16 protein-coding genes are annotated in these 19,796 nt (G+C 39.9%); 5 read left to right on the forward strand and 11 right to left on the reverse strand.

Annotated elements, in window-relative coordinates; all coding sequences use genetic code 11:
• Nucleotides 1-142 precede the first annotated feature (142 nt).
• The 5 genes from KK487_RS16155 to KK487_RS16175 all read right to left on the reverse strand — a co-directional run bounded on the left by KK487_RS16155 (nt 143) and on the right by KK487_RS16175 (nt 6,001).
• A complete protein-coding gene (locus KK487_RS16155; RefSeq protein ID WP_215522192.1) occupies nt 143-1,825 on the reverse strand; it encodes a hypothetical protein in 1,683 nt (560 codons plus the stop codon).
• Complete coding sequence (locus KK487_RS16160; RefSeq protein ID WP_024600863.1) at nt 1,825-2,220, reverse strand: DUF3192 domain-containing protein; 396 nt, start codon at nt 2,218-2,220, stop codon at nt 1,825-1,827. Before KK487_RS16160 ends, KK487_RS16155 begins: the two co-directional genes overlap by 1 nt.
• 69 nt (nt 2,221-2,289) lie before the next feature.
• Nucleotides 2,290-3,063, reverse strand: a complete 774-nt coding sequence (gene xni, locus KK487_RS16165) for a flap endonuclease Xni (protein ID WP_013463270.1) — start codon at nt 3,061-3,063, stop codon at nt 2,290-2,292.
• 8 nt (nt 3,064-3,071) lie between these two features.
• Complete coding sequence (ppnN, locus tag KK487_RS16170; RefSeq protein WP_013463271.1) at nt 3,072-4,415, reverse strand: nucleotide 5'-monophosphate nucleosidase PpnN; 1,344 nt, start codon at nt 4,413-4,415, stop codon at nt 3,072-3,074.
• Nucleotides 4,416-4,492: 77 nt separating this feature from the next.
• The gene (locus KK487_RS16175; RefSeq protein WP_215522193.1) at nt 4,493-6,001 is read right to left on the reverse strand and encodes a GGDEF domain-containing protein; all 1,509 of its coding nucleotides are present in this window, start codon (nt 5,999-6,001) and stop codon (nt 4,493-4,495) included.
• A gap of 225 nt (nt 6,002-6,226) precedes the next feature.
• Between KK487_RS16175 and KK487_RS16180 the strand changes: the two genes are divergently transcribed.
• Both KK487_RS16180 and KK487_RS16185 read left to right on the forward strand, forming a co-directional pair.
• Complete coding sequence (locus KK487_RS16180) at nt 6,227-8,017, forward strand: M61 family metallopeptidase (protein ID WP_215522194.1); 1,791 nt, start codon at nt 6,227-6,229, stop codon at nt 8,015-8,017.
• A gap of 159 nt (nt 8,018-8,176) precedes the next feature.
• Nucleotides 8,177-10,348: a S46 family peptidase gene (locus KK487_RS16185; RefSeq protein ID WP_215522195.1), complete on the forward strand. Its 2,172-nt coding sequence runs from the start codon at nt 8,177-8,179 to the stop codon at nt 10,346-10,348.
• Nucleotides 10,349-11,389: 1,041 nt separating this feature from the next.
• Here KK487_RS16185 and KK487_RS16190 read toward each other — a convergent pair.
• On the reverse strand, nt 11,390-12,283 hold the full coding sequence (locus KK487_RS16190) for a response regulator (protein ID WP_024601604.1): 894 nt from the start codon (nt 12,281-12,283) through the stop codon (nt 11,390-11,392).
• Nucleotides 12,284-12,380: 97 nt separating this feature from the next.
• Here KK487_RS16190 and KK487_RS16195 point away from each other — a divergent pair, with 97 nt between their 5' ends.
• On the forward strand, nt 12,381-13,181 hold the full coding sequence (locus KK487_RS16195; protein WP_036954800.1) for a hypothetical protein: 801 nt from the start codon (nt 12,381-12,383) through the stop codon (nt 13,179-13,181).
• An 871-nt stretch (nt 13,182-14,052) separates the two neighbouring features.
• Here KK487_RS16195 and KK487_RS16200 read toward each other — a convergent pair.
• The gene (locus KK487_RS16200) at nt 14,053-14,865 is read right to left on the reverse strand and encodes a hypothetical protein (RefSeq protein WP_152554833.1); all 813 of its coding nucleotides are present in this window, start codon (nt 14,863-14,865) and stop codon (nt 14,053-14,055) included.
• A gap of 325 nt (nt 14,866-15,190) precedes the next feature.
• Between KK487_RS16200 and KK487_RS16205 the strand changes: the two genes are divergently transcribed.
• On the forward strand, nt 15,191-16,462 hold the full coding sequence (locus KK487_RS16205; protein ID WP_215522196.1) for an O-acetylhomoserine aminocarboxypropyltransferase/cysteine synthase family protein: 1,272 nt from the start codon (nt 15,191-15,193) through the stop codon (nt 16,460-16,462).
• 68 nt (nt 16,463-16,530) lie between these two features.
• Nucleotides 16,531-17,190, forward strand: a complete 660-nt coding sequence (locus KK487_RS16210) for an NADPH-dependent FMN reductase (protein WP_215522197.1) — start codon at nt 16,531-16,533, stop codon at nt 17,188-17,190.
• A 16-nt stretch (nt 17,191-17,206) separates the two neighbouring features.
• Here the strand turns inward: KK487_RS16210 and KK487_RS16215 are convergent, their stop codons facing one another.
• From KK487_RS16215 to hisF, 4 genes are all read right to left on the reverse strand, one after another.
• A complete protein-coding gene (locus tag KK487_RS16215) occupies nt 17,207-17,395 on the reverse strand; it encodes a DUF1289 domain-containing protein (protein WP_016900157.1) in 189 nt (62 codons plus the stop codon).
• Nucleotides 17,396-17,409: 14 nt separating this feature from the next.
• Nucleotides 17,410-17,925, reverse strand: coding sequence for a hypothetical protein (locus tag KK487_RS16220; protein WP_215522198.1), 516 nt, complete (start codon nt 17,923-17,925; stop codon nt 17,410-17,412).
• A 423-nt stretch (nt 17,926-18,348) separates the two neighbouring features.
• A complete protein-coding gene (hisIE, locus tag KK487_RS16225) occupies nt 18,349-18,963 on the reverse strand; it encodes a bifunctional phosphoribosyl-AMP cyclohydrolase/phosphoribosyl-ATP diphosphatase HisIE (protein ID WP_013463284.1) in 615 nt (204 codons plus the stop codon).
• Nucleotides 18,957-19,733, reverse strand: coding sequence for an imidazole glycerol phosphate synthase subunit HisF (hisF, locus tag KK487_RS16230; protein ID WP_033103129.1), 777 nt, complete (start codon nt 19,731-19,733; stop codon nt 18,957-18,959). Before hisF ends, hisIE begins: the two co-directional genes overlap by 7 nt.
• Nucleotides 19,734-19,796: the final 63 nt, after the last annotated feature.

Here is a 19,796-nt window from a genome sequence, read left to right on the forward strand (position 1 = left end):
AAAAAATACTCACAGAGTTTAGACTACTTATATGACAGGGGTGCTAAATTTAAGCCGGCATTTATACCAATTTATTGAACATTTTGCCAGTTTATACTGCAAATACAGGGTATAACTTTAATTTATAGTGATAATAAGCCAGCTAAATACTATTATGCAGACCTAATTGCTGCAGGGATTGATAAAAAATGACCTCACTTTTCCAGCCATGGCGGGTGAGTTGTTGATTTAATATCTGCTGTTGCCATGCTGTTAATGGTTGGTCAGGTTTAAGTGCGCGCTGGGCTACAACTTTCAAAGCTGCCCACAACTTAGCGCTATCATCGAGCTGCTTTTTAGGCAATGTTTCAGCTTTTAATAACGCTATTGCCCAGGGGTCGCTACTAAGTAATTCATTAAGCTCATTAGTTAAATGAGGGGTATCAACATTGTTTATGCCAAAAAATGTGCATATTGGCGTATCTAAGGATTTATTCGGTGTTTGGTCTAAGGTGATTTTTCTAGAAACTTCTGGGCTGTAATTAATTAATAGATAATATAAATAGGCATATAGGCTCAAACTAATGCGTTCACTTTGCAAATTTTTATCGTGTTTTACTAACAGCTCTACAATGTTGACTAAACAACCCATGCGGGTACACAAAAATGTATGTAAAGGATGGGCAATACTATTTACCAACTGCTCAAAAACCATGCCTTGAATAATCGCAGGGGCCTTATCGTAACCTACCATAGACAAGCTATGCCTTAAATCTTTTGCCGGTTGCAGCTCTTTATTATACTGTTTTACTGCATGGCACACTGATTTTATAACATTAGGATAAGGGGTAAGTAATGTATTTAATGCTTTGTAATTGTACTCTTGTTGGTTTTTTATTTGTTTAACTAATTCGTACAAAGAGGACTGTGTGTCGTCACTCTTATGAACAATATGCAGGTATTCACTGTCCCAAACTTTTAAAAACAAGCGATCGTCATTACACGGCCATGCCTTTAAGCCATCCTCTAATGATGCTTTTATTCGATACCAGGCCATTTTTGTATTGGCATTATTAACGATAATATGACGGCCTGCCGAATCTGTAGCCAAATAAATCATTGTTTGGTCAGCATAAACCACTTGGCTACCTGGTACATATTGTCCAACGTGTGCTACTAAGTCTTTTAGTAGCTTCTGTGCGAATGAGTTGGGGGTTCTTATGTACAAATCAGCTATGGCTTTATAAAAACTAATATGCTGCTGTTTTGCGTTGCAGGTTACGTTAAGCGCCAAAATATTTGCCAAAGCAACCAATACACTGGCTCCGTCATAAAGCATGACTTTAGGCGTGTTTAATAATGCGTGTTTGTATTTGGCTAGTTTAGCTAAAATATGGGCAATTTGATGTGCTGGTTGTTGTGATGTCAATATCACTTTGGCAGCGAGTTTATGGCGTAACTGCCACATTTTAGTGTCGGTATTAGTAAATGTTTGCTGTTGGGCTAGTTTATTCAACTGATTAGCAACACAAAGGTGTTCCACCAATGAGGCACTGATATAAAGCTCTGTTAAGTGTTTATCGTAATTTTGGCTAGCACTTAATGCACAGGTTAAAACACATTGATTAACCACTAAATTGGTTGCAAAGCTATAGTGTGTTTTATACAAATTGAGCTGAGCTTGTAACGCCGCTGGGTTTTGTTTATATAACGCTGCGTATTGTTCTGCAAGTTTACAAACAATCGGGTAAAAAGTATGCCACTGGTTTTTATTATTATGTGAACCTAAAAGCAACTGTGTGCTTTCGAGTAGCTTTTTTAGGTTACCCGACAGTGGTGCTTCCATTAAATTGTTCCATCATTTTGCTCAAGGTATTTTTCATAAGCACTTGGGCCCCACATTATTAGTTGGCCGTTTTTAAATAATAACCCGGTACATTCATCCATGGTGGTAATGCCATCCGAGGTTTTATGTTGTGTACGATAAAATATAACTTGCCACACCTGTTCACCATCGCGCTTCGCGTAGGTTAAATCTGGGCTGCCTAAATATTCAAGCACAGCATTTAGCGTAAAAGCATCTTCTAAGCGCAGTTTTTCAATATAGCGTTTATTGAATGCTTCGCGGTCTTGCCAAATCATTGCTTGTGGATCGTCTTTATAAAACATAATAACCGACGTGGCTATCAGTGCATATAAACCTAATCCCAATATCAAATACCTAAAAAACTTTTTAAACATTGCCTACCCAGACCAATATAACTATTACTAGTATACGTATTGCGATCGTTCAGTGCCATTAACTTGCGACTAATTAAGCCTTAACTGCTTTAAACTAAAGCCTAAGTGGATATCAGTACGCAAACTCACCAGTTGTTTAGAAATAACAAACATATCCATATCATCAGCAAGCTTTTTTTGTAAGCGCGCACTTAATGATTCATCGCTTAATGCCTCTTCGAGAGTGTTGTACTGATTCACCAATTGTTGTGCCGATTTAACACCAATGCCTTTAACACCTGGAATGTCATTGGTTTTGTCTCCTGCCAGGGCCCAAAAGTCTATGAGTTTGTGTTGTGCCACGCCAAAACGTTCTTGGATATGCTGCTGTGTGAGCTGTTGTTTTTTAAAGTAATCATAAACTTCAATTTGCTCATTTAAATGCGGTAAAAACCCTTTATCGGTAGAGACAATAGTGTTATTTATCTGATTGTTGGCGGCTTTATGGGCTAATGTTGCAATAATATCATCGGCTTCATCGTTAGTCGGCTCAAATACCACAATGCCGGTTTCTTCAATGGCCGCTTTAAAATGTGGCAAGGCTTCTTTTAACGTTTGTGGCATCGGGGCGCGCGAATGTTTGTAATCTTTGTAAAAGTGATAGCGCCAACTTTTATCGCCATCAAATACAGCAATTGCATGGGTTGCATTAGTGGTTGTTATGAGTTTTTTGCAGGCATGTGCTACTCGAGCGCAGCATGCTTTTAACATATGTTCGTCGCTGTGATGCGTTTGGTTAGCATCAACAGCATAGATGCGCCTAATTAAATTAAGCGCATCAATAAGAAGTAAATGGGGATTCAATTATAAACTCACGCTTTTATTGTATAACAAGGAATATACTTACTGCCAGGGAGCTTCATTCTACCTTGTTCTACAAACGCTTGTAAAAGTGTGTCCATTGCTTTCATTAAATCAGGCTCGCCACTGAGGACATATGGGCCGTCTTTTTTAATCGCATTTAAACCTTCTTCTTTTACATTTCCCGCCACTATTCCCGAAAACGCACGGCGTAAATTAGCCGCTAACTGTTGTTTGGGTTGATCAAGGTGTAAATCAAGCGACGCCATGGCCTCATGAGAGGGGTAAAAAGGTTGCTGAAAATCACTGTCTATTTTCAAGGTCCAGTTAAAGTAATATGCATCCCCTTGGCTTTTACGGTATTCGCGTACACCATTCATTGCCGACTTTAACTTTTGGCTTACTAATTGAGGATCATCAATAATCACTTCAAATTTATCTAGGGCTGCATCGCCTAAAGTCATTTGAATGAATTGACACAGCTCCTCAAAGTAAGCTTCACTTTGTTTTGGACCGGTAAGAATAACAGGTAAACATTGCTTTTCGTTTTCAGGGTGCAACAAAATGCCTAATAGATACAATAGTTCTTCAGCTGTGCCTGCACCACCAGGAAAAATAATAATGGCATGAGCGGTGCGAACAAAGGCCTCAAGTCGCTTTTCAATATCGGGTAAAATAACCAGTTCATTCACAATCGGGTTAGGTGGCTCAGCTGCAATAATGCTGGGCTCAGTTAAACCTAAATAACGGTTGTTAGTTATACGTTGTTTGGCATGACCAATAGTGGCGCCTTTCATCGGGCCTTTCATTGCACCAGGCCCACAGCCAGTACAAATATTTAACCCGCGTAAGCCTAATTCGTAACCTACTTGTTTAGTGTATTTATATTCTATTTCGTTAATAGAGTGGCCGCCCCAACATACAATCATGTTAGGTTCACTATTTACTTTAAGAGCGTCGGCATTTCTAAGCATGTCAAAAACCATGTGGGTAATGGCTTTAGTTTCTTGGAGATTTTTTTCATACTTTTGGCAAATAAATAAGATATCGCGAATAACCGAAAATATGTGCTCATGTATGCCGGTGACTATGTGGCCGTCAACGAAGGCCGTTTGCGGCGGGTTCTCTAATTCAATTTTAATACCGCGTTCACGGCTTACTAAACGAATATCAAAGTCTTTATGTTTTTCGTATATATCGTTACTTACATCGGTATGGCTGCCTACATTAAGCACAGCTAAAACACAATTTCTGAATAACCTGTAGCGTTCGCTTGTTGATGACTGTTCTAGTAGGTCTACTTCTAGCTGCGATAATAAATCTAATACCCCTGTTGGGTTTAACTGTATTAGCATCGGCATTCTCCTTGATACTTCTTGGGTAAATTTACTGCGTAATTATGCCTTGTACTCAAAGGTAGAAATGCATAACACTATTTACTAATGCACAGACGATCCCGGCCTGAATTTTTAGCATCGTATAAAGCTTGATCGGCTCTATCAAATGCTTTTAGAGGGGTATCACCCTCTTTAAATTGGGTTGCGCCTAGCGAAACAGTAATTTCAATTTGTTTGTCTTTAAATTTAAACGGTATCTTTTTAATAGACTGTCTTAATTTATTGAGGTGCGCTGTCGCGTTTTCAAGTGAAGTGCGTGGCATTAATAGCACAAACTCTTCGCCGCCATAGCGTGCAATAAAGTCTGATTGCCTAATCGACTTTTGCAGCGCTTTAGCAATAACTTGTAAAGTAATATCACCCGCGGTATGGCCAAATCGATCGTTGATTGATTTAAAATGGTCGACGTCTATAACAACTAGCGTTATGTCTGACGGTTGTTCGTTAAATAAATTAATTTCGTGGTTGTAACGCTCATCAAATGCCGCGCGATTAGGCAGTTTTGTCAGGCTGTCGAGTAAGCTTTTAAATCGTTGCTCATTTAAACGTTTTTTATAGTTACTGACTTTGTTTTCTAAGCTATTAATTCTTTCATTTATTTGCGTAAAGCTGGCAACTAAAATTCTGCGATCTTTTTGTTCGAGTTGCTCTTTTTCTAAAATATCTGCACTGAGTGAGCGTAACTCGTTTTCAACTAGCTGCTTTAACGCTGTGATTGAGGTCGCATTTTTTGTTTGTGTATTTAAACTTTCTAGCTTTTCACCAATGCGTTGATTTATTGAGTCAAATTCAACATTCATTGATTCAGAGTGTTCACTGGTTGATACCAATGAGCGATGCAGCTCTTCAAGTGTTTGGTTTAATGAAGCTAAAAAGCTTTGCGCTGATTCACGTTCAACGTGAATACTTTTAACAATTAAAGTAATCACATCTATTGCGGCATCAAGTAACTGGTCAACGGCTTTATTTTTAGCAATGCGTTTTTTTATTAAATACAGTGATTCGTTGGCTTCTTCTTCTAGCACGAGCTCACTAACTAATTTAAACAGCTTTTCAGTGAGTACACTTAGATTGGGTGGTTCAAAGGTATTATTGCTTTTAGCAATTAAAGCTTGATGATAAAAGGTGATCAATTGGTTTAATATTGGGATAAACCCATGCACCGATTGTATATCGTCAAGTTGGTTATCTAATAAATGACGCAGCGTTCTGCGGGTTTCGTCAGGCAGGCCTTTCGTTTGTTGTAACTGTTTTCCTGCATTTTGTACGCTGGTTAACAGGTCGCGTTGATGCGCTAGTTGAATCGCTTCCTGATTTTTTAGCAAGGCCAAAATATCATCTACCAAAGGAGAGAAGTCTTCAAAATCCATTCCTTTGTTTAATGCGCTACGGAACTTTGCTAGGCGGTTATCAAGCTCAATATCAAGTCCTTTACAGCTTAAAGATAACTTAGCCGCAAAGTTAGAAAGGGTGTCAACTTGATGTTTACGAGCGCTTTCTATTACTCTTCTACTGTCAATTGCTTGTTTTAGTTTTTGTTCCACCGTATTGGAGCTCCTAGACACCTACACACCATTATTTTAATACCTTTATTGGTTTAGTTTACAACAAAAACATATTAATAGTAGGTATGAGATCAAAAACTTAATGTTTTTAGCAACAAAATACGAACGATCTTAAATATAAGTGTATTTATCGCTTTTAATTCACTTTTAAAATGGGTCTTGTTAATCTTGGTACAACAATACGTTATATAAAAAAGAGCCTTTATGAAAAAGCTACTTGCCTTATCAATTTTAGCTGCCTGTTCAGCACCGGTATTTGCCGACGTTAATTACGCTTTAAACATTTCTCAGCCAGAGCATCATTTAGGTGATGTGAACGTAGAATTTCCTAAAACGGCGCAGTCTTTCTTAGATGTGAAACTTCCAGCATGGCGCACTGGTCGTTATGAAATTTTAAATCTTGCCAATGGCGTTCGCTACTTTAAAGCCAGTGATGATGAAGGTAATGCATTAAAGTGGGAAAAGATTGACCACAGCACATGGCGCGTTCATTTAAATGAACCCACTGAAGTAAATATAGATTACCAAGTGTATGCCAATGAGCTAGGTAAGCGCGCCCGCCATATTGACGACAGCCATGCCTTTATTGATGCATCAGGCTTTTTTATGTTTAGCGAATCATTTCGCCAAGAGCCAGTAACGGTTGAATTAAACGTCCCTAAAGCATGGCGCTCTGTGTCAGGCATGGAAAATTATAAAAATAAGCACAGCTTTAAAGCCAGTGACTATGATGTATTAGTTGATTCGCCAATCGAAACCGGTATTAACGAGCTACGCACTTTTGAAGTTGATGGCCGTGAGTACGAACTGGTGGTATGGGGTGAGGGCAATTATGATATTGAACTGATGCTAACCGATTTGAAAAAGCTAGTGGCTACCGGCAATGTGATTTGGGACAGCTACCCGTATGAACGTTATGTATTTATGGTACACGCTACATCAGGCGCAAGCGGGGCAACTGAGCACTTAAACTCAACGATTATTCAGCGCCCACGCGACCGCTTTGCTAAACGTGAAGACTATTTAGGTTTTATAAGTACTGCAGCTCATGAGTTTATTCATACTTGGAATGTAAAAGCGTACCGTCCTAAAGGGCTTGCGCCATATGACTACACTAATATTAATTATTCAAAATTGCTATGGATAGCAGAGGGCTCTACCAGCTATTTTGAAGATCATTTATTAGTGCGTTCGGGTATTCAAACTAACGATGAGTTTTTTAAAGTATTAAGCAAAACCATTAACCGCCACCTCACAACACCGGGGCGTGAAGTACAAAGTGCCAGCGAAACCAGTTTTGATAAATGGATAAACCAAGGCGGCGATCACGCACGTAACTACAGCACTAATATTTATCTTGAAGGTTCATTATTGTCGATGGCGTTAGATATCGACCTACTTGAAAATAGCCAAGGTAAAATTAGCTACAGAGATGTACATAAAGCGCTTTATAAACAGCATAAATTACCGGCAGGGTTTACTGAGCAAGACGTACTGGCTATTTTAAAACAACTATCAGGGCGTGATTACAGCGCGTGGTGGCAGGCAAATGTTAGCTCACCAGCCAACCTTGATTTTGATGCACTGCTAGCAAAAGTAGGTTTAAGCTTTGAATTACCAGAAAAAGCCAAGGCCACACCAAGCTTAGATGCATTTACTAAAAATACTGGCGAGTTACTTACGCTTACCCATGTACGCCGCGATGGTGCAGCATGGCAAGGCGGCTTAACCACCGACGATAAACTCGTCGCTATTAATAAAAAGCATGTAGGTAAAGACTTAACAGCCAGCCTAGAAACCTTTAAAGCAGGCGATAAAGTCACTGTTGATTTTATTCGTCGTGATGCATTAATGTCGACTGAGCTTGTGTTGTCTGAAGACTTCGACAAACCTAAAAAAGTGGTTGCGAATAAAAATGCCACTGATGAGCAAAAAGCATTATTTAAAGCATGGATGGGTGTAGCGCATCCAAATGATGTGAAAAAAGACGACTAACATCGTATATCATATTGTTTAAAAAGGAGCTTAGGGTACAAACCCTGAGCTCCTTTTTTGTTTATTGGGCGCTATATTGTAACAATTTATCTCAGCGCAGTTGACCTTACTCATACTTAATGAGTAATCTGCAGGTTCAATAATAAAAGGGATTCTATAATGCGTTTAAAACCTCTTGTTGCCACTTTGGTAGCAACCTGTTCACTGGCACTTTCTTCTGCGGCCAATGCCGATGAAGGTATGTGGCAACCTCATCAGCTACCAGAGCTGGAATCAATTTTAAAAGCCAAAGGCCTTGAAATCAGTGTTGATTCAATTTCAAAATTAACCGAATTTCCAATGAATGCGGTTATTAGCTTAGGCGGATGTACAGCCTCGTTTGTTTCGCCAAAGGGCTTAGTTGTTACTAACCATCACTGTATTTATGGCTCAGTGCAATATAATTCAACGCCTGAAAACAACATACTTGAAAACGGCTTTTTAGCAAAAACACCGGCTGAAGATTTACCTGCTGCGCCAGGTTCACGTGTGTACGTTACAGAAACAGTGACCAACGTGACTGATAAAGTAATTAGCGGCACTAACGAGCTAAGTGCAAAAGCACGCTACGATGCGTTAGAAAAAAATCAAAAAGCCCTCGTTGCAGAGTGTGAAGCTGATGCTAGCTACCGTTGTAATGTATATTCGTTTCATGGTGGTTTAGAGTTTTACCTTATTAAATCGCTGGAAATTAAAGATGTACGTTTAGCGTATGCACCTGCTATGGGCGTAGGTAAATACGGTGGCGATATCGATAACTGGATGTGGCCGCGTCACACAGGCGATTTTGGTTTTTACCGCGCCTATGTAGGTAAAGACGGCAAACCAGCAGAATACAGCGAAGACAACGTACCGTACGTGCCTGAGTCTTACTTAAGTGTAAGTGCTAAAGGCGTGCAAGAGGGTGATTTTGTCATGGTTACTGGCTATCCAGGACGAACCAATCGTTACCGTATTGCGGCAGAGGTCGATTATGTATTTAACGACAGCTACCCTAAAGCGCGCATGCACAATACTAAATACGTGTCATTAATTGAAGAAAACTCAGAAGATGGCAGTAAAGCGCGTATTGCTTACGAAAGCACCATAGCTGGTTATAACAACTACATTAAAAACTATGGCTCGATGATCGAAAGCTTTAAAAAAGGCACCATGTTTGAGCGTAAAAAGCAGTTTGAACAAGAACTTACAAGCTGGATAAACAGCGATAGCGAACGTAAACAGCGCTACGGTAACGTACTTAATGAGTTATCAGCACTTGTTGCACAATCGCAAGAGCACAGTGAGCGCGACCGTATGATAGGCTATGTTCACCGTTCACAAATGATCAGCACGGCACGTCGTTTATACCGTTTAGCTTATGAAAAACAAAAGCTAAATAGCGAGCGTGAATCGGGTTATCAAGAACGTGATTTACCGCGTATTAAATCGGGTTTAGAGCGTATGTCACGTCGCTTTGACGCAAACGTAGATAAAGCCATATTACTGCACTTTTTAGAGCAATATGCAGCATTACCTAAAGCAGAGCGTTTCAGTGAAATTGATAAAGCCTTTGCTTTAGAAAATGGGTTTGATAAAGCAAAACAAAGTGCATTACTTGATGAAATGTACGCTAAATCAACGCTTGATAACGAAATTGTACGTAATTCATTATTTGAGCAAACGCTTAGCCAATTAAACCAAAGCCAAGACCCATTCATGCAATATGCAAAAGCCATATTCACGGTAATGAAAGCTGAGGAAGATAAGTCAAAAGCCCTTGCAGGTAAGTTACAAGCCGCTCGCCCAGAGTTAATGAGTGCGATTATTGCCTTTAATAAAGCGCAAAACAAACCGGTTTACGCCGATGCAAATAGCACATTACGTGTAACTTACGGCACGGTAGGCGGGTATTCTCCGCAAGATGGTTTAGTGGCCACGCCGTTTACCTCACTTGAAGGGTTGCTTGCTAAAAACACCGATGTTGACCCATTTAATGCGCCTAAAAAGCTGCAAGAGCAAATTAAAGCGAAGCTTTATGGTGATTACACAGGTGGCATGAATACCGTACCGGTTAACTTTTTATCAAACGTAGACACAACTGGCGGTAACTCAGGTTCACCAACACTAAATGGTAAAGCTGAGCTGGTGGGTTTACTGTTTGACGGTGTGTACGAAAGCATTATTGGTGATTGGGATTACAACCCAGAGCTAAATCGCTCAATCCATGTAGATTCACGCTACATGCTGTGGGTAATGGATAAAGTAGATAACGCCCAAAACTTATTAGACGAAATGAAAATCGTAAAATAAGAAGCAGTTAAAATAACAAAAAGGCGCTTACCTTAATCGGAAGCGCCTTTTTTTGTTTAAACATTTTCGGCGATTAATTTAACTTAGGGTACGGGCTACGGGCTACGGGCTACGGGCTACGAGGTTCGGGCTGCGGGCTGCGGGCTACGAGCTGCGAGGTTCGGGTTGCGGGGGGAGTTAATTTGTTTTTAGCAGTAAGTATCTTTAGTAGCAGCGATTTTATATCGCTTCAGAGTTAAGCCTAAATAAGTATTTACCACCGAGAACACAGAGTTAACAGAGAAATACTTAAAAGATATGAATCCATCTCTGTGCAGCGCAAAGCGCCTCGGGATTCTCTGTGGTGAAAAAACTGTTTTTAGCAGTAAATGTCTTTCGTAGCAGCGACTTTATATCGCGTCAGAGTTAAGCCTAAATAAGCATTTACCACCGAGGACACAGAGTTCACAGAGAAATGCTTAAAAGATATCAATCCATCTCTGTGCAGCGCAAAGCGCCTCGGGATTCTCTGTGGTGAAAAAACTGTTTTTAGCAGTAAATGTCTTTCGTAGCAGCGACTTTATATCGCGTCAGAGTTAAGCCTAAATAAGCATTTACCACCGAGGACACAGAGTTCACAGAGAAATGCTTAAAAGATATCAATCCACCTCTGTGTAGCGCAAAGCGCCTCGGAATTCTCTGTGGTGCAAAAATTGTTTTTATCAGTAAATGTATTTCGTAGCAGCGATTTCATATCGCGTATTTATGGACATTAGCATTTTACTCGCGCCTCGTAGCTCTCACTTCTCTTTGTTAAATAAGGTCTTTAAGTGATTTATGCACAAAGAGGGCGAAGAGACGCTGCGCTTTCAGAGGAAGGTATAAAACAAGGTTGTTTGGTGGTTTAGGTTACTAATTTGCTGCTCATTCACTTCTCTTTGTAGAATAAGGTTTTTAAGTGATTGATTTACAATGAGGGTGCAGAGACGCTGCGCTTTTTTAGGAGCAAGGTGTTTTTAAATATAAACTTTTTAATAATGGTAAATACGTGCGTTTAATTTACTAAATGCCAACCAACATAATTTTACCTTGTGCCATGCCCTCAAGCTGGCAGCTAAAATCAATGCGCTTTTCAGCAGGTGTTTTATACAGCAAAGTGAGTTTACGAAAAGGCGTGGTAATCACTTTGACCGTTTTGATTTGTAAACTAACGCGTGTTCGTTTGTCTAAAAAGGCAAAAGCCGTTTCCGTTAACGCTTTTTTACATGCGCTTAATGCTGTATTCGTTACAACGCCTGACAATATAGAGTTACTGATATCTTCAGCCGACAAGCTGCTATAGCCACTTGCCATTACGCAGGCAGCATAAATATCAAGTATGGCAATGGCACGTACTTTTTGACTTTTTGGATCCTCATAAACAGCCATGACGCAGGGTACTTTAGACTCATCAAATACCTGAGGTTGAATTGTGTTTACGATTAAGGACTGACTTATATGTTTATGAAACAATCGTTCTAATTGCGACAGTTTTGGTAACGCTAAATCACTGTTTAATTCAATTTCATCAGGGATGATTTCGTTATTTTCAACAAGCTGTACTAAAGGCAATAATTTATCGTGTAGTTGCGCGTCTGTGAAAGGCTTTGATAATACAAAGGATGCACCAAAGCTAATAGCTTCTTCAATTTGAGATTTTTCATCAACGGTGGTCAGCATTGCCACTATTATATTAAGTTGCCTTTGCTTTATTGCACGTAATAACGTAACTCCACACATATCAGGCATATGCCAGTCTGTAAGGACAATATCGGGGTGCCAACTACCAATCAGCGTTAACGCAGATTTAGCATTGTTGGCTTTTTCTATTAATAATTTTCGATAGCCAAACTTTTCCAACCCTCGGCGTACAATTTCAAGTGTTGCATGGCTGTCATCCACGATAAGTATTTTCACACAGGTAACTTTTTTTTAATGTTGTTGTTATTATGGCAGATTTTTTTCACAGCGCTAAACTCTAGTAAATAAACACTTAATTTAAGATAACTAAATAATGCCATATGCCGTTTTTCCGCCAGAGGTTTATCATTATATTGCTATAAATTTTGGGCTACTTATTTTAGCCGCGTGGTTTTATATTCTTTTACTGATACTCAGAGAGTTTAGGGCTTTTGCGTTGAGTATGGTTAAAAGTAACGGCACAATGGATGATGCGACGTTAGCTATGTGCAGAGAGTCTGTTGACAATGCCATGAGCTATGTTAACGATAATCGAAAAACTATCGCTGAGTTAATCAGTGTACAAATGCTGTTACAACAACAATTAACAGAGGTTACTTCATCAACCAAAGATCATGTTACCGAAAAAGAACAACAGCTAATTGATGATCTCAATAAAAAATTAAAACGCTCGCATCAGTTAATTCGCAAACTAAAAGGGGATCTCGATAAAAGTGTTGAAAAATTAAAAGTTACCCGTCAAAAGCTCTATGCACAATATGATGCAGTGACTGTGCTTCAAGAAGAAAAAGACCAGCTACAAGCAGATTATGAAGCGCTTAAAACCGCAAGCGAAAATAGTGATAAAACATCAAGCACAGATACATCCTCAACGCCCGATCAAACAAGACTACTTAACACTTTAAACGAATATAAAAGGCAAATTGCAGAGCAAGACCAACTACTACAGCAATTGCAGTTACAAACAGACGGGCCAGAAAGTAGTGAGGAGTTAGACACACTCAAGCAAGAGCTAGAAAAAACACAGTACGCACTTAAACACCTTACAAAAGAAAAAAAATTCATTGAAGGGCGCTATTTGGAAATGATGAAAAATAGCCAAAAACCAAGCTAGCCAACAATTTTTTTTCAGTCTGAGCCAGTAAACGTTATTACTGTGTTTTGTGCTTATTCACTTCTCTTTGTAGAATAAGACCTTTTAGTGAACGTAAAAAAGCCATATATTGCCCTGTAGCAGCGATCTCACATTGCGCCAGAGTTAAGCTTAAATAAGTATTTACCACCGAGGACACAGAGTTCACAGAGAAATGCTTAAAAGATATCAATCCATCTCTGTGTAGCGCAAAGCGCCTCGGGATTCTCTGTGGTGCAAAAACTGTTTTTATCAGTAAATGTCTTTTGTAGCAGCGATTTCATATCGCGTATTTATGGGCATTAGCATTTTACTCGCGCCTCGTAGCCCGAAGCCTCCCATCCACTTCTCTTTGTAGAATAAGGTCTTTTAGTGATTTATTAACAAAGAGGGCGAAGAGACGCATCGCTTTTAGAGGAAGAGATAAAACAAAGCTGTTTTTAGCTAGTCACTACCATATAGTGCAACGTTATCTTTGCTGAGTATGTAAGGTGACGATTTATAGTAAACAAAGAACCAGCCTAATATGGCTAATATTACGCCTAAACCGTACTCACTGAGAATCTGAATATACATTATCAATCTAAACACGACTGCTGAATACAATAAAAATATAGCCCAGAATAATTTTGAGCTGATAAGTTTCAATCTCAACTGACAATTGGCACATTTAAAGTAAAACGGGAATGCAGATAAAGAAAAGCTGAAAACATCTATTTTATGTTCACAGCGAGGGCATAGACTCATAAATTTCCTTGTACTTTTAACGCCTCGTTAAGAGGCAAAAATTGTTGGCTAAAGTTAGCGACGAAGGAGCAAAAGCCAACTGTTTTTTGTCCTTTTAAACGACTTATTAGCCTTTTTTATACAGCTTACCACCAATTACAGAATTACTCTTTTTATGTGCAATATAGCGTTTTGCTCCTTGGTTTATACCGTGACTATCCGCCCAGTCGTCGTTCCAATCATTTACTTTCTTTAATGGATCATCGTAACTTAAAGGAAACTCTAAAAAATCAAAAATGGCAATGACAGATTTGTTAGCTAAACCACCAGATGAAGGGCTAGGTATGTTTTCATGAATATTTACAGATACACATACAGTTTTACTGCCACCTTTGATAGCAGCCTCATCAAGATTTTTTTCTGTTTCCCAATCATCGATTCCATAAAAGAATTGAGGAGGCAATGCTTGTTTATTTTTATCACCGTCTACGGTTATAGAAAAGGTACGATAAAGCTCCGTTCTAAGTCGCTCTTCTGAGACCTCGAAAGCTTGAATGATGTCATTAGTCTCAATTTTATTTTTTAAAGCTATTGCTTGTAACAATAATCGCGAAGCTCTAACCCAAATAATTCGATCATTATTTTTATCTTTTAATAAGTCGTAGACTTCATTGAAAGATTCTCTAGCGATATTAAGATAAATTTCATCGCTCTTTCTTAGACGATCATTTTTTTGATGGTGCCTATCTCTTACGAAAGCTAAAATAGCAATCATTCCTCCACAACCAATAGATATTCCAGGTAATAAAGTTAGATTATTTTGATCAATGAAAGGTAGACAACTAATAAGCCCTAGTACCGCCATAAAAGACAAAGATAATGAAATAAATACAATAATCGCTAATAAGACTAATGATATTGAGATTACTTTTTGGTTCAATTGAACTCCTAAAAGGCTAACAATTTAATAGTGCGCTCACCGCGCATATTTATACCAGCGCTGCGCTCACTTTTCTATTTTATATAGTTTTAACAAATTACCTAACATATTACTATCACTAAGTTTTCTATTGTATTTAAGCAACGCTTAGAGGAGTAATATGCGCGCTTGGCTCATTTTCTTGAATATATGAGCGACAGTAGTTTGAACACTTAGCTAGATATAGTATTAAATCTATTTCCTTCAATATTCTTTAGTATATTTCATGTGCATTTTGTAACCATTAAATGCTACGTTAGATGTAACTATATTGAAGGAATAAATTATGAAACTTGAGTCTTTAGCGTTGCACCATGGTTATGAATCTGAAGCCACCACAAAGTCGGCGGCGGTGCCGATTTATAACACCTCTTCGTACACCTTTGATAATACGCAGCATGGCGCTGATTTATTTGATTTAAAAGTGCCTGGTAATATTTATACCCGCATAATGAACCCAACCAATGCGGTGCTTGAGCAGCGTATTGCCGCGATGGAAGGCGGTATTGGTGCGCTGGCTGTGGCCTCGGGTATGGCGGCGATTACCTATGCGATTCAATGTTTATGTGAAGTGGGTACTAATATTGTAAGCACCAGCCAAGTGTATGGTGGTACTTATAACTTATTTGCCCACAGCTTGCCGCGCCAAGGTATAGAGGCGCGAATGATTAAAGCCGATGATTTTGACGGTTTTGAAAACGCCATTGATGAAAACACTCGTGCAGTTTTTTGCGAATCAATTGGTAACCCTGCTGGGAATATAGTTGATATCGCTCGCCTTGCGAAAATTGCCCACAGCAAAGGGGTGCCTTTAATTGTAGATAACACCGTGGCTACGCCGTATCTGTGTCGTCCATTTGAGTTAGGTGCCGATATTGTGGTGCACTCACTCACTAAATACATTAACGGCCATGGAACCGCGATTGGCGGCATGATTGTTGATTCGGGCAAGTTTGACTGGAAAGCCAATGCAACCCGTTTTACGATGATGAATGAGCCTGATCCGTCGTACCATAATGTAGTGTATACCGATGCGTTTGCTGAAGCGGCATTTATTGGGCGTTGCCGCGTTGTACCACTTAGAAATACCGGTGCGGCGCTTGCGCCTAAAAACGCATCAGACATTTTAATTGGCCTTGAAACATTAGGGCTTAGAATGGATCGTCACTGTGAAAACGCGCAAAAAATTGCTGAATATTTAGAGAGCCATCCTAAGGTGCTTTGGGTTAATTATGCGGGATTAAAATCAAGCCCGTATAACGAAATAAGCCAAAAAATTACCAATGGTAAAGCGTCAGGTATTTTAAGTTTTGGTATTGCGGGTGGCCTTGAAGCCGGTACGCGGTTTATTGATGCTCTAAACATGATTTTACGTTTGGTTAATATTGGCGATGCTAAATCGCTGGCTTGCCACCCAGCATCTACCACGCATCGACAATTAAATGATGAAGAGCTGGCCAATGCTGGCGTTAGCCGCGATTTAATTCGTTTATCGGTGGGTATTGAAAACATTGACGATATTATTGCCGATGTAAGCCAAGCGCTCGATAAGGCCTAAATCGTACAGTAAATACCTCAAACTTTTTTGAGGTATTTATTTTCGCAATTAAAAAGGAGTGCCGATACATGAAATTTTTAATTTTTCTCGGTTCGGTTAGAAAAAGTACCCCACCTAAGCCTGCGCGTTTAGGGGAAAGGGTAGCGAAAGCATGTGAGCGTTGTTTGCTTGAGCATTACTCTGAGCATGAAATAGAGCTTATTGATCCGCTCGATTACGATTTAGACCCTGTGTTTAAACCGCACTTTGCCTATACGCAGGCTGAGGTACCTAAACAACTTGATGATTTAGCAGCAAAAATTAAAGCCAGCGATGGCTTTGTTATGGTGAGCCCTGAATATAATCATTCGATGAGTCCGGCACTTGCTAATTTGCTAAACCATTTTGGTAGTTCTTTATTTGGCTATAAACCCAGCGCAATTGTGACCTATTCTGCAGGGCAGTGGGGCGGCGTGCGCGCTGCTGTTGGTATGCGCAGCTTTTTAAGTGAACTGAGCTGTTTGCCGGTATCAGCAATGATCCATGTACCAAAAGCACAGGATGTGTTTATTGAAAGTGGTGACGCAAATAATGCGGCAGAGCAAACATCATGGGATAGCTATTTTTCGCGCACGTTTAATCAATTAATTTGGTGGGCAGAAGGTGCTAGCAAACAACGTGAAGCGTTAGACCCAAAGCGATTAAGTAAAGACTTTAAACGTGACCCATCACAACGTAATGCGCCTTAATGGTTATAAATTTAAGCTAGTCTTTTTTGGCATCTTCACGAGGGGAGGCCAATATAGCTTGCTTTTGCTCATCGGTTAAAATAATCCAGTCGAATATTTCGTCACTTGTGCGCCCGCACCCAGTACAGTAGCCATTCATTCTATAACATTCACCGATACAGTCTGTTTTTAAATGAGTGGATTGTTTACTGGGTGTTAGGCGCATACATTCTCTCGTAATTATTTAGTGGCGACGGGCTTTCCTACTTCTAACGAGGTAGACCAGGTTTTAATTTTTGATAAGGTTTTGCTGGTATAAACAGAAATAACCGGCGATTTATCATCAAGTACAAAGGTGGTGCGCAGAGAGGTTTCCGACTCTTTTTGTGTTTCTAACCAGTTGCTATTTTTTGTTAAACATTGGCGAGTGAGCTCAACGGCTTGTTTATGCATGGCAACGGCTTGTTGCTGGTCTTTGTAGTTTTCTTGACAGCGATAGGTCACGGTTTGATTGTTAAAGCTGGTTACTTGGCAGTTATTGCCAAATACGTTGTACTTTGCGCTCCACACATCTAAATAAGGTGTTTTTACTTTGGTGTCTTTTAACGCTGCAAAGCGATTGTCATAGGCGGCAATCAGCCCATCCATTTTTTCGCAGGGAGTTAGGTTATCTAGTTTAGCTTTTTGTTCAGTGGTTAAACTGCTACAGCCAGATAAAATTAGGCCAGTTAATACCAGCGATATATAGTTTTTCATAATGCGCTATCCTTTTGTAATAGCTATTCCTTGAACATTAGGGTCTATTGACCTTTCAAGGTTGAATTTGCAGCAGTCTGTTTGGTATTTAGGCAAGGCAGAGCCTATGTAGTGTGGTTATTCCCCATAAATAGGTGATAACGCAGCATCAATGCCAAACAGGCGCTGCCCTTCGGGTTCTGCCTAGGGGCGATTTACTCTTTGTTGCTCGGTTTTGACTTAGCCCACTAGGTTGCAAACCTCGCGCCGCGATTAAACCGCCCCTAGTTTGAACAAATTTTAATCCGTAAAGGTCAACAGACCCTAGTTAAAGAATACCTAAGGGAGGGAGTAAATGCTATTCGCAAGGTGTAATTTAAAGTGAATTTATGGTTTTAACATACTGAGTGCGCCACAAAATGGCGCACACAGTAACAGGCGGTTTTACTTATGACGCCCTTGTAGGCAAGCAACTGCATCGGTGAGCTCTAAGCCTTGACGCTGTAGTAACACAATTAAGTGATACAACAAGTCAGCCGATTCGTTAGTAAGCTCATTGTTGTCGTGTTTCATTGCCGCAAGCGCCACTTCAACGCCTTCTTCACCTACTTTTTGGCAGCTGCGGCTTAAGTCTTCAGCAAATAAGGACGCGGTGTAGCTTTTAGCTGGATCGTCGTTTTTACGTGCAACAATCACATCTTCAAGTTGCGCTAAAAAGCTTAAGCTTGGTTTTGCAGCATCGCCAAAACAGCTTTGCGTGCCTAAATGGCACGTTGGCCCTTCTGGGTTTGCCAATACTAAAATTGAATCGTAGTCGCAATCTGTATGCACAGAGACCACGTTTAAGTAGTTTTCTGATGACTCGCCTTTGGTCCATAAACGCGATTTAGAACGCGAATAAAAAGTAACCTTATTACTTTCAAGCGTGACAGCAAGCGCTTCGCTATTCATAAAACCTTGCATTAAAATAACGCCAGAGCGTGCATCTTGAACAATCGCAGGGATCATCTCGCTTTTTGCGAAATCAACTTGAGTTAGGTTTTCTTGCGTTACTAGCATAATCTGGCTGCCACTTGGTTATCTATTAAAAATTGTTTTAGTTCGCCAATGTTAATCACGTTTTTATGAAAAACACTGGCTGCGAGTGCACCATCTACTTTGCTTTGTTTAAATACATCAACAAAATCTTGCATTGTGCCTGCGCCCCCTGAGGCGATTAAAGGAATGTCGCATAGCTCGCGTATTTTGCTTAGTTGCTCGTTGTCGTAACCATTACGAACGCCATCTTGGTTCATACAGTTTAAAACAATTTCGCCAGCGCCTAAGTCTTGTACCCGCTGAACCCACTCTTGGGTTTTATAACGAGTACGGCTTGAGGCATTAGGATCGCCTGTAAGCTGATACACTAAGTATTCACCGGTTGTTTCATCGTAAAAGCTATCAATACCGACAACCACACACTGCTTGCCAAACTCATCGTGTAACTCTTTTATAAGCTCAGGACGAGCAATGGCAGGGCTATTAATGCTGATTTTGTCAGCGCCGCGTTCAAGTACGCGCGCTGCATCGGCTACAGATTTAATGCCACCCGCTACACAAAATGGAATATCGATATGGCGGGCAATATTTTCTACCCAATTTACATCGAGTAATCGTTTTTCAACGCTTGCACTGATCTCGTAAAATACCAGTTCGTCGGCACCGGCTTCACTGTAGGCTTTAGCAAGTGTTAAAACATCGCCGACTACCTCATGGCCCTTAAATTTAACGCCTTTAACGACTTGGCCGTCTTTTACGTCTAAACAAGGAATTATGCGTTTTGATAACATGCGCTTACCTCGTTTTTAAAATTCTGGATTGTAATATGGTTATTATTACGTTTGTTATTGGTA

This window comes from Pseudoalteromonas sp. SiA1 (genome assembly GCF_018732205.1).
GTDB classification, from domain to species: Bacteria; Pseudomonadota; Gammaproteobacteria; order Enterobacterales; family Alteromonadaceae; genus Pseudoalteromonas; species Pseudoalteromonas tetraodonis.

Bases quoted from the DNA above. Each gene is read 5' to 3' on its own strand.
- KK487_RS16180 (WP_215522194.1), top strand. From the start codon at position 6,227: ATGAAAAAGCTACTTGCCTTATCAATTTTAGCTGCCTGTTCAGCACCG.
- KK487_RS16160 (WP_024600863.1), bottom strand. From the start codon at position 2,220: ATGTTTAAAAAGTTTTTTAGGTATTTGATATTGGGATTAGGTTTATAT.
- KK487_RS16215 (WP_016900157.1), bottom strand. From the start codon at position 17,395: ATGCGCCTAACACCCAGTAAACAATCCACTCATTTAAAAACAGACTGT.
- hisIE (WP_013463284.1), bottom strand. From the start codon at position 18,963: ATGCTAGTAACGCAAGAAAACCTAACTCAAGTTGATTTCGCAAAAAGC.
- KK487_RS16210 (WP_215522197.1), top strand. From the start codon at position 16,531: ATGAAATTTTTAATTTTTCTCGGTTCGGTTAGAAAAAGTACCCCACCT.
- KK487_RS16185 (WP_215522195.1), top strand. From the start codon at position 8,177: ATGCGTTTAAAACCTCTTGTTGCCACTTTGGTAGCAACCTGTTCACTG.
- KK487_RS16205 (WP_215522196.1), top strand. From the start codon at position 15,191: ATGAAACTTGAGTCTTTAGCGTTGCACCATGGTTATGAATCTGAAGCC.
- ppnN (WP_013463271.1), bottom strand. From the start codon at position 4,415: ATGCTAATACAGTTAAACCCAACAGGGGTATTAGATTTATTATCGCAG.
- hisF (WP_033103129.1), bottom strand. From the start codon at position 19,733: ATGTTATCAAAACGCATAATTCCTTGTTTAGACGTAAAAGACGGCCAA.
- KK487_RS16195 (WP_036954800.1), top strand. From the start codon at position 12,381: ATGCCATATGCCGTTTTTCCGCCAGAGGTTTATCATTATATTGCTATA.
- KK487_RS16155 (WP_215522192.1), bottom strand. From the start codon at position 1,825: ATGGAAGCACCACTGTCGGGTAACCTAAAAAAGCTACTCGAAAGCACA.
- KK487_RS16220 (WP_215522198.1), bottom strand. From the start codon at position 17,925: ATGAAAAACTATATATCGCTGGTATTAACTGGCCTAATTTTATCTGGC.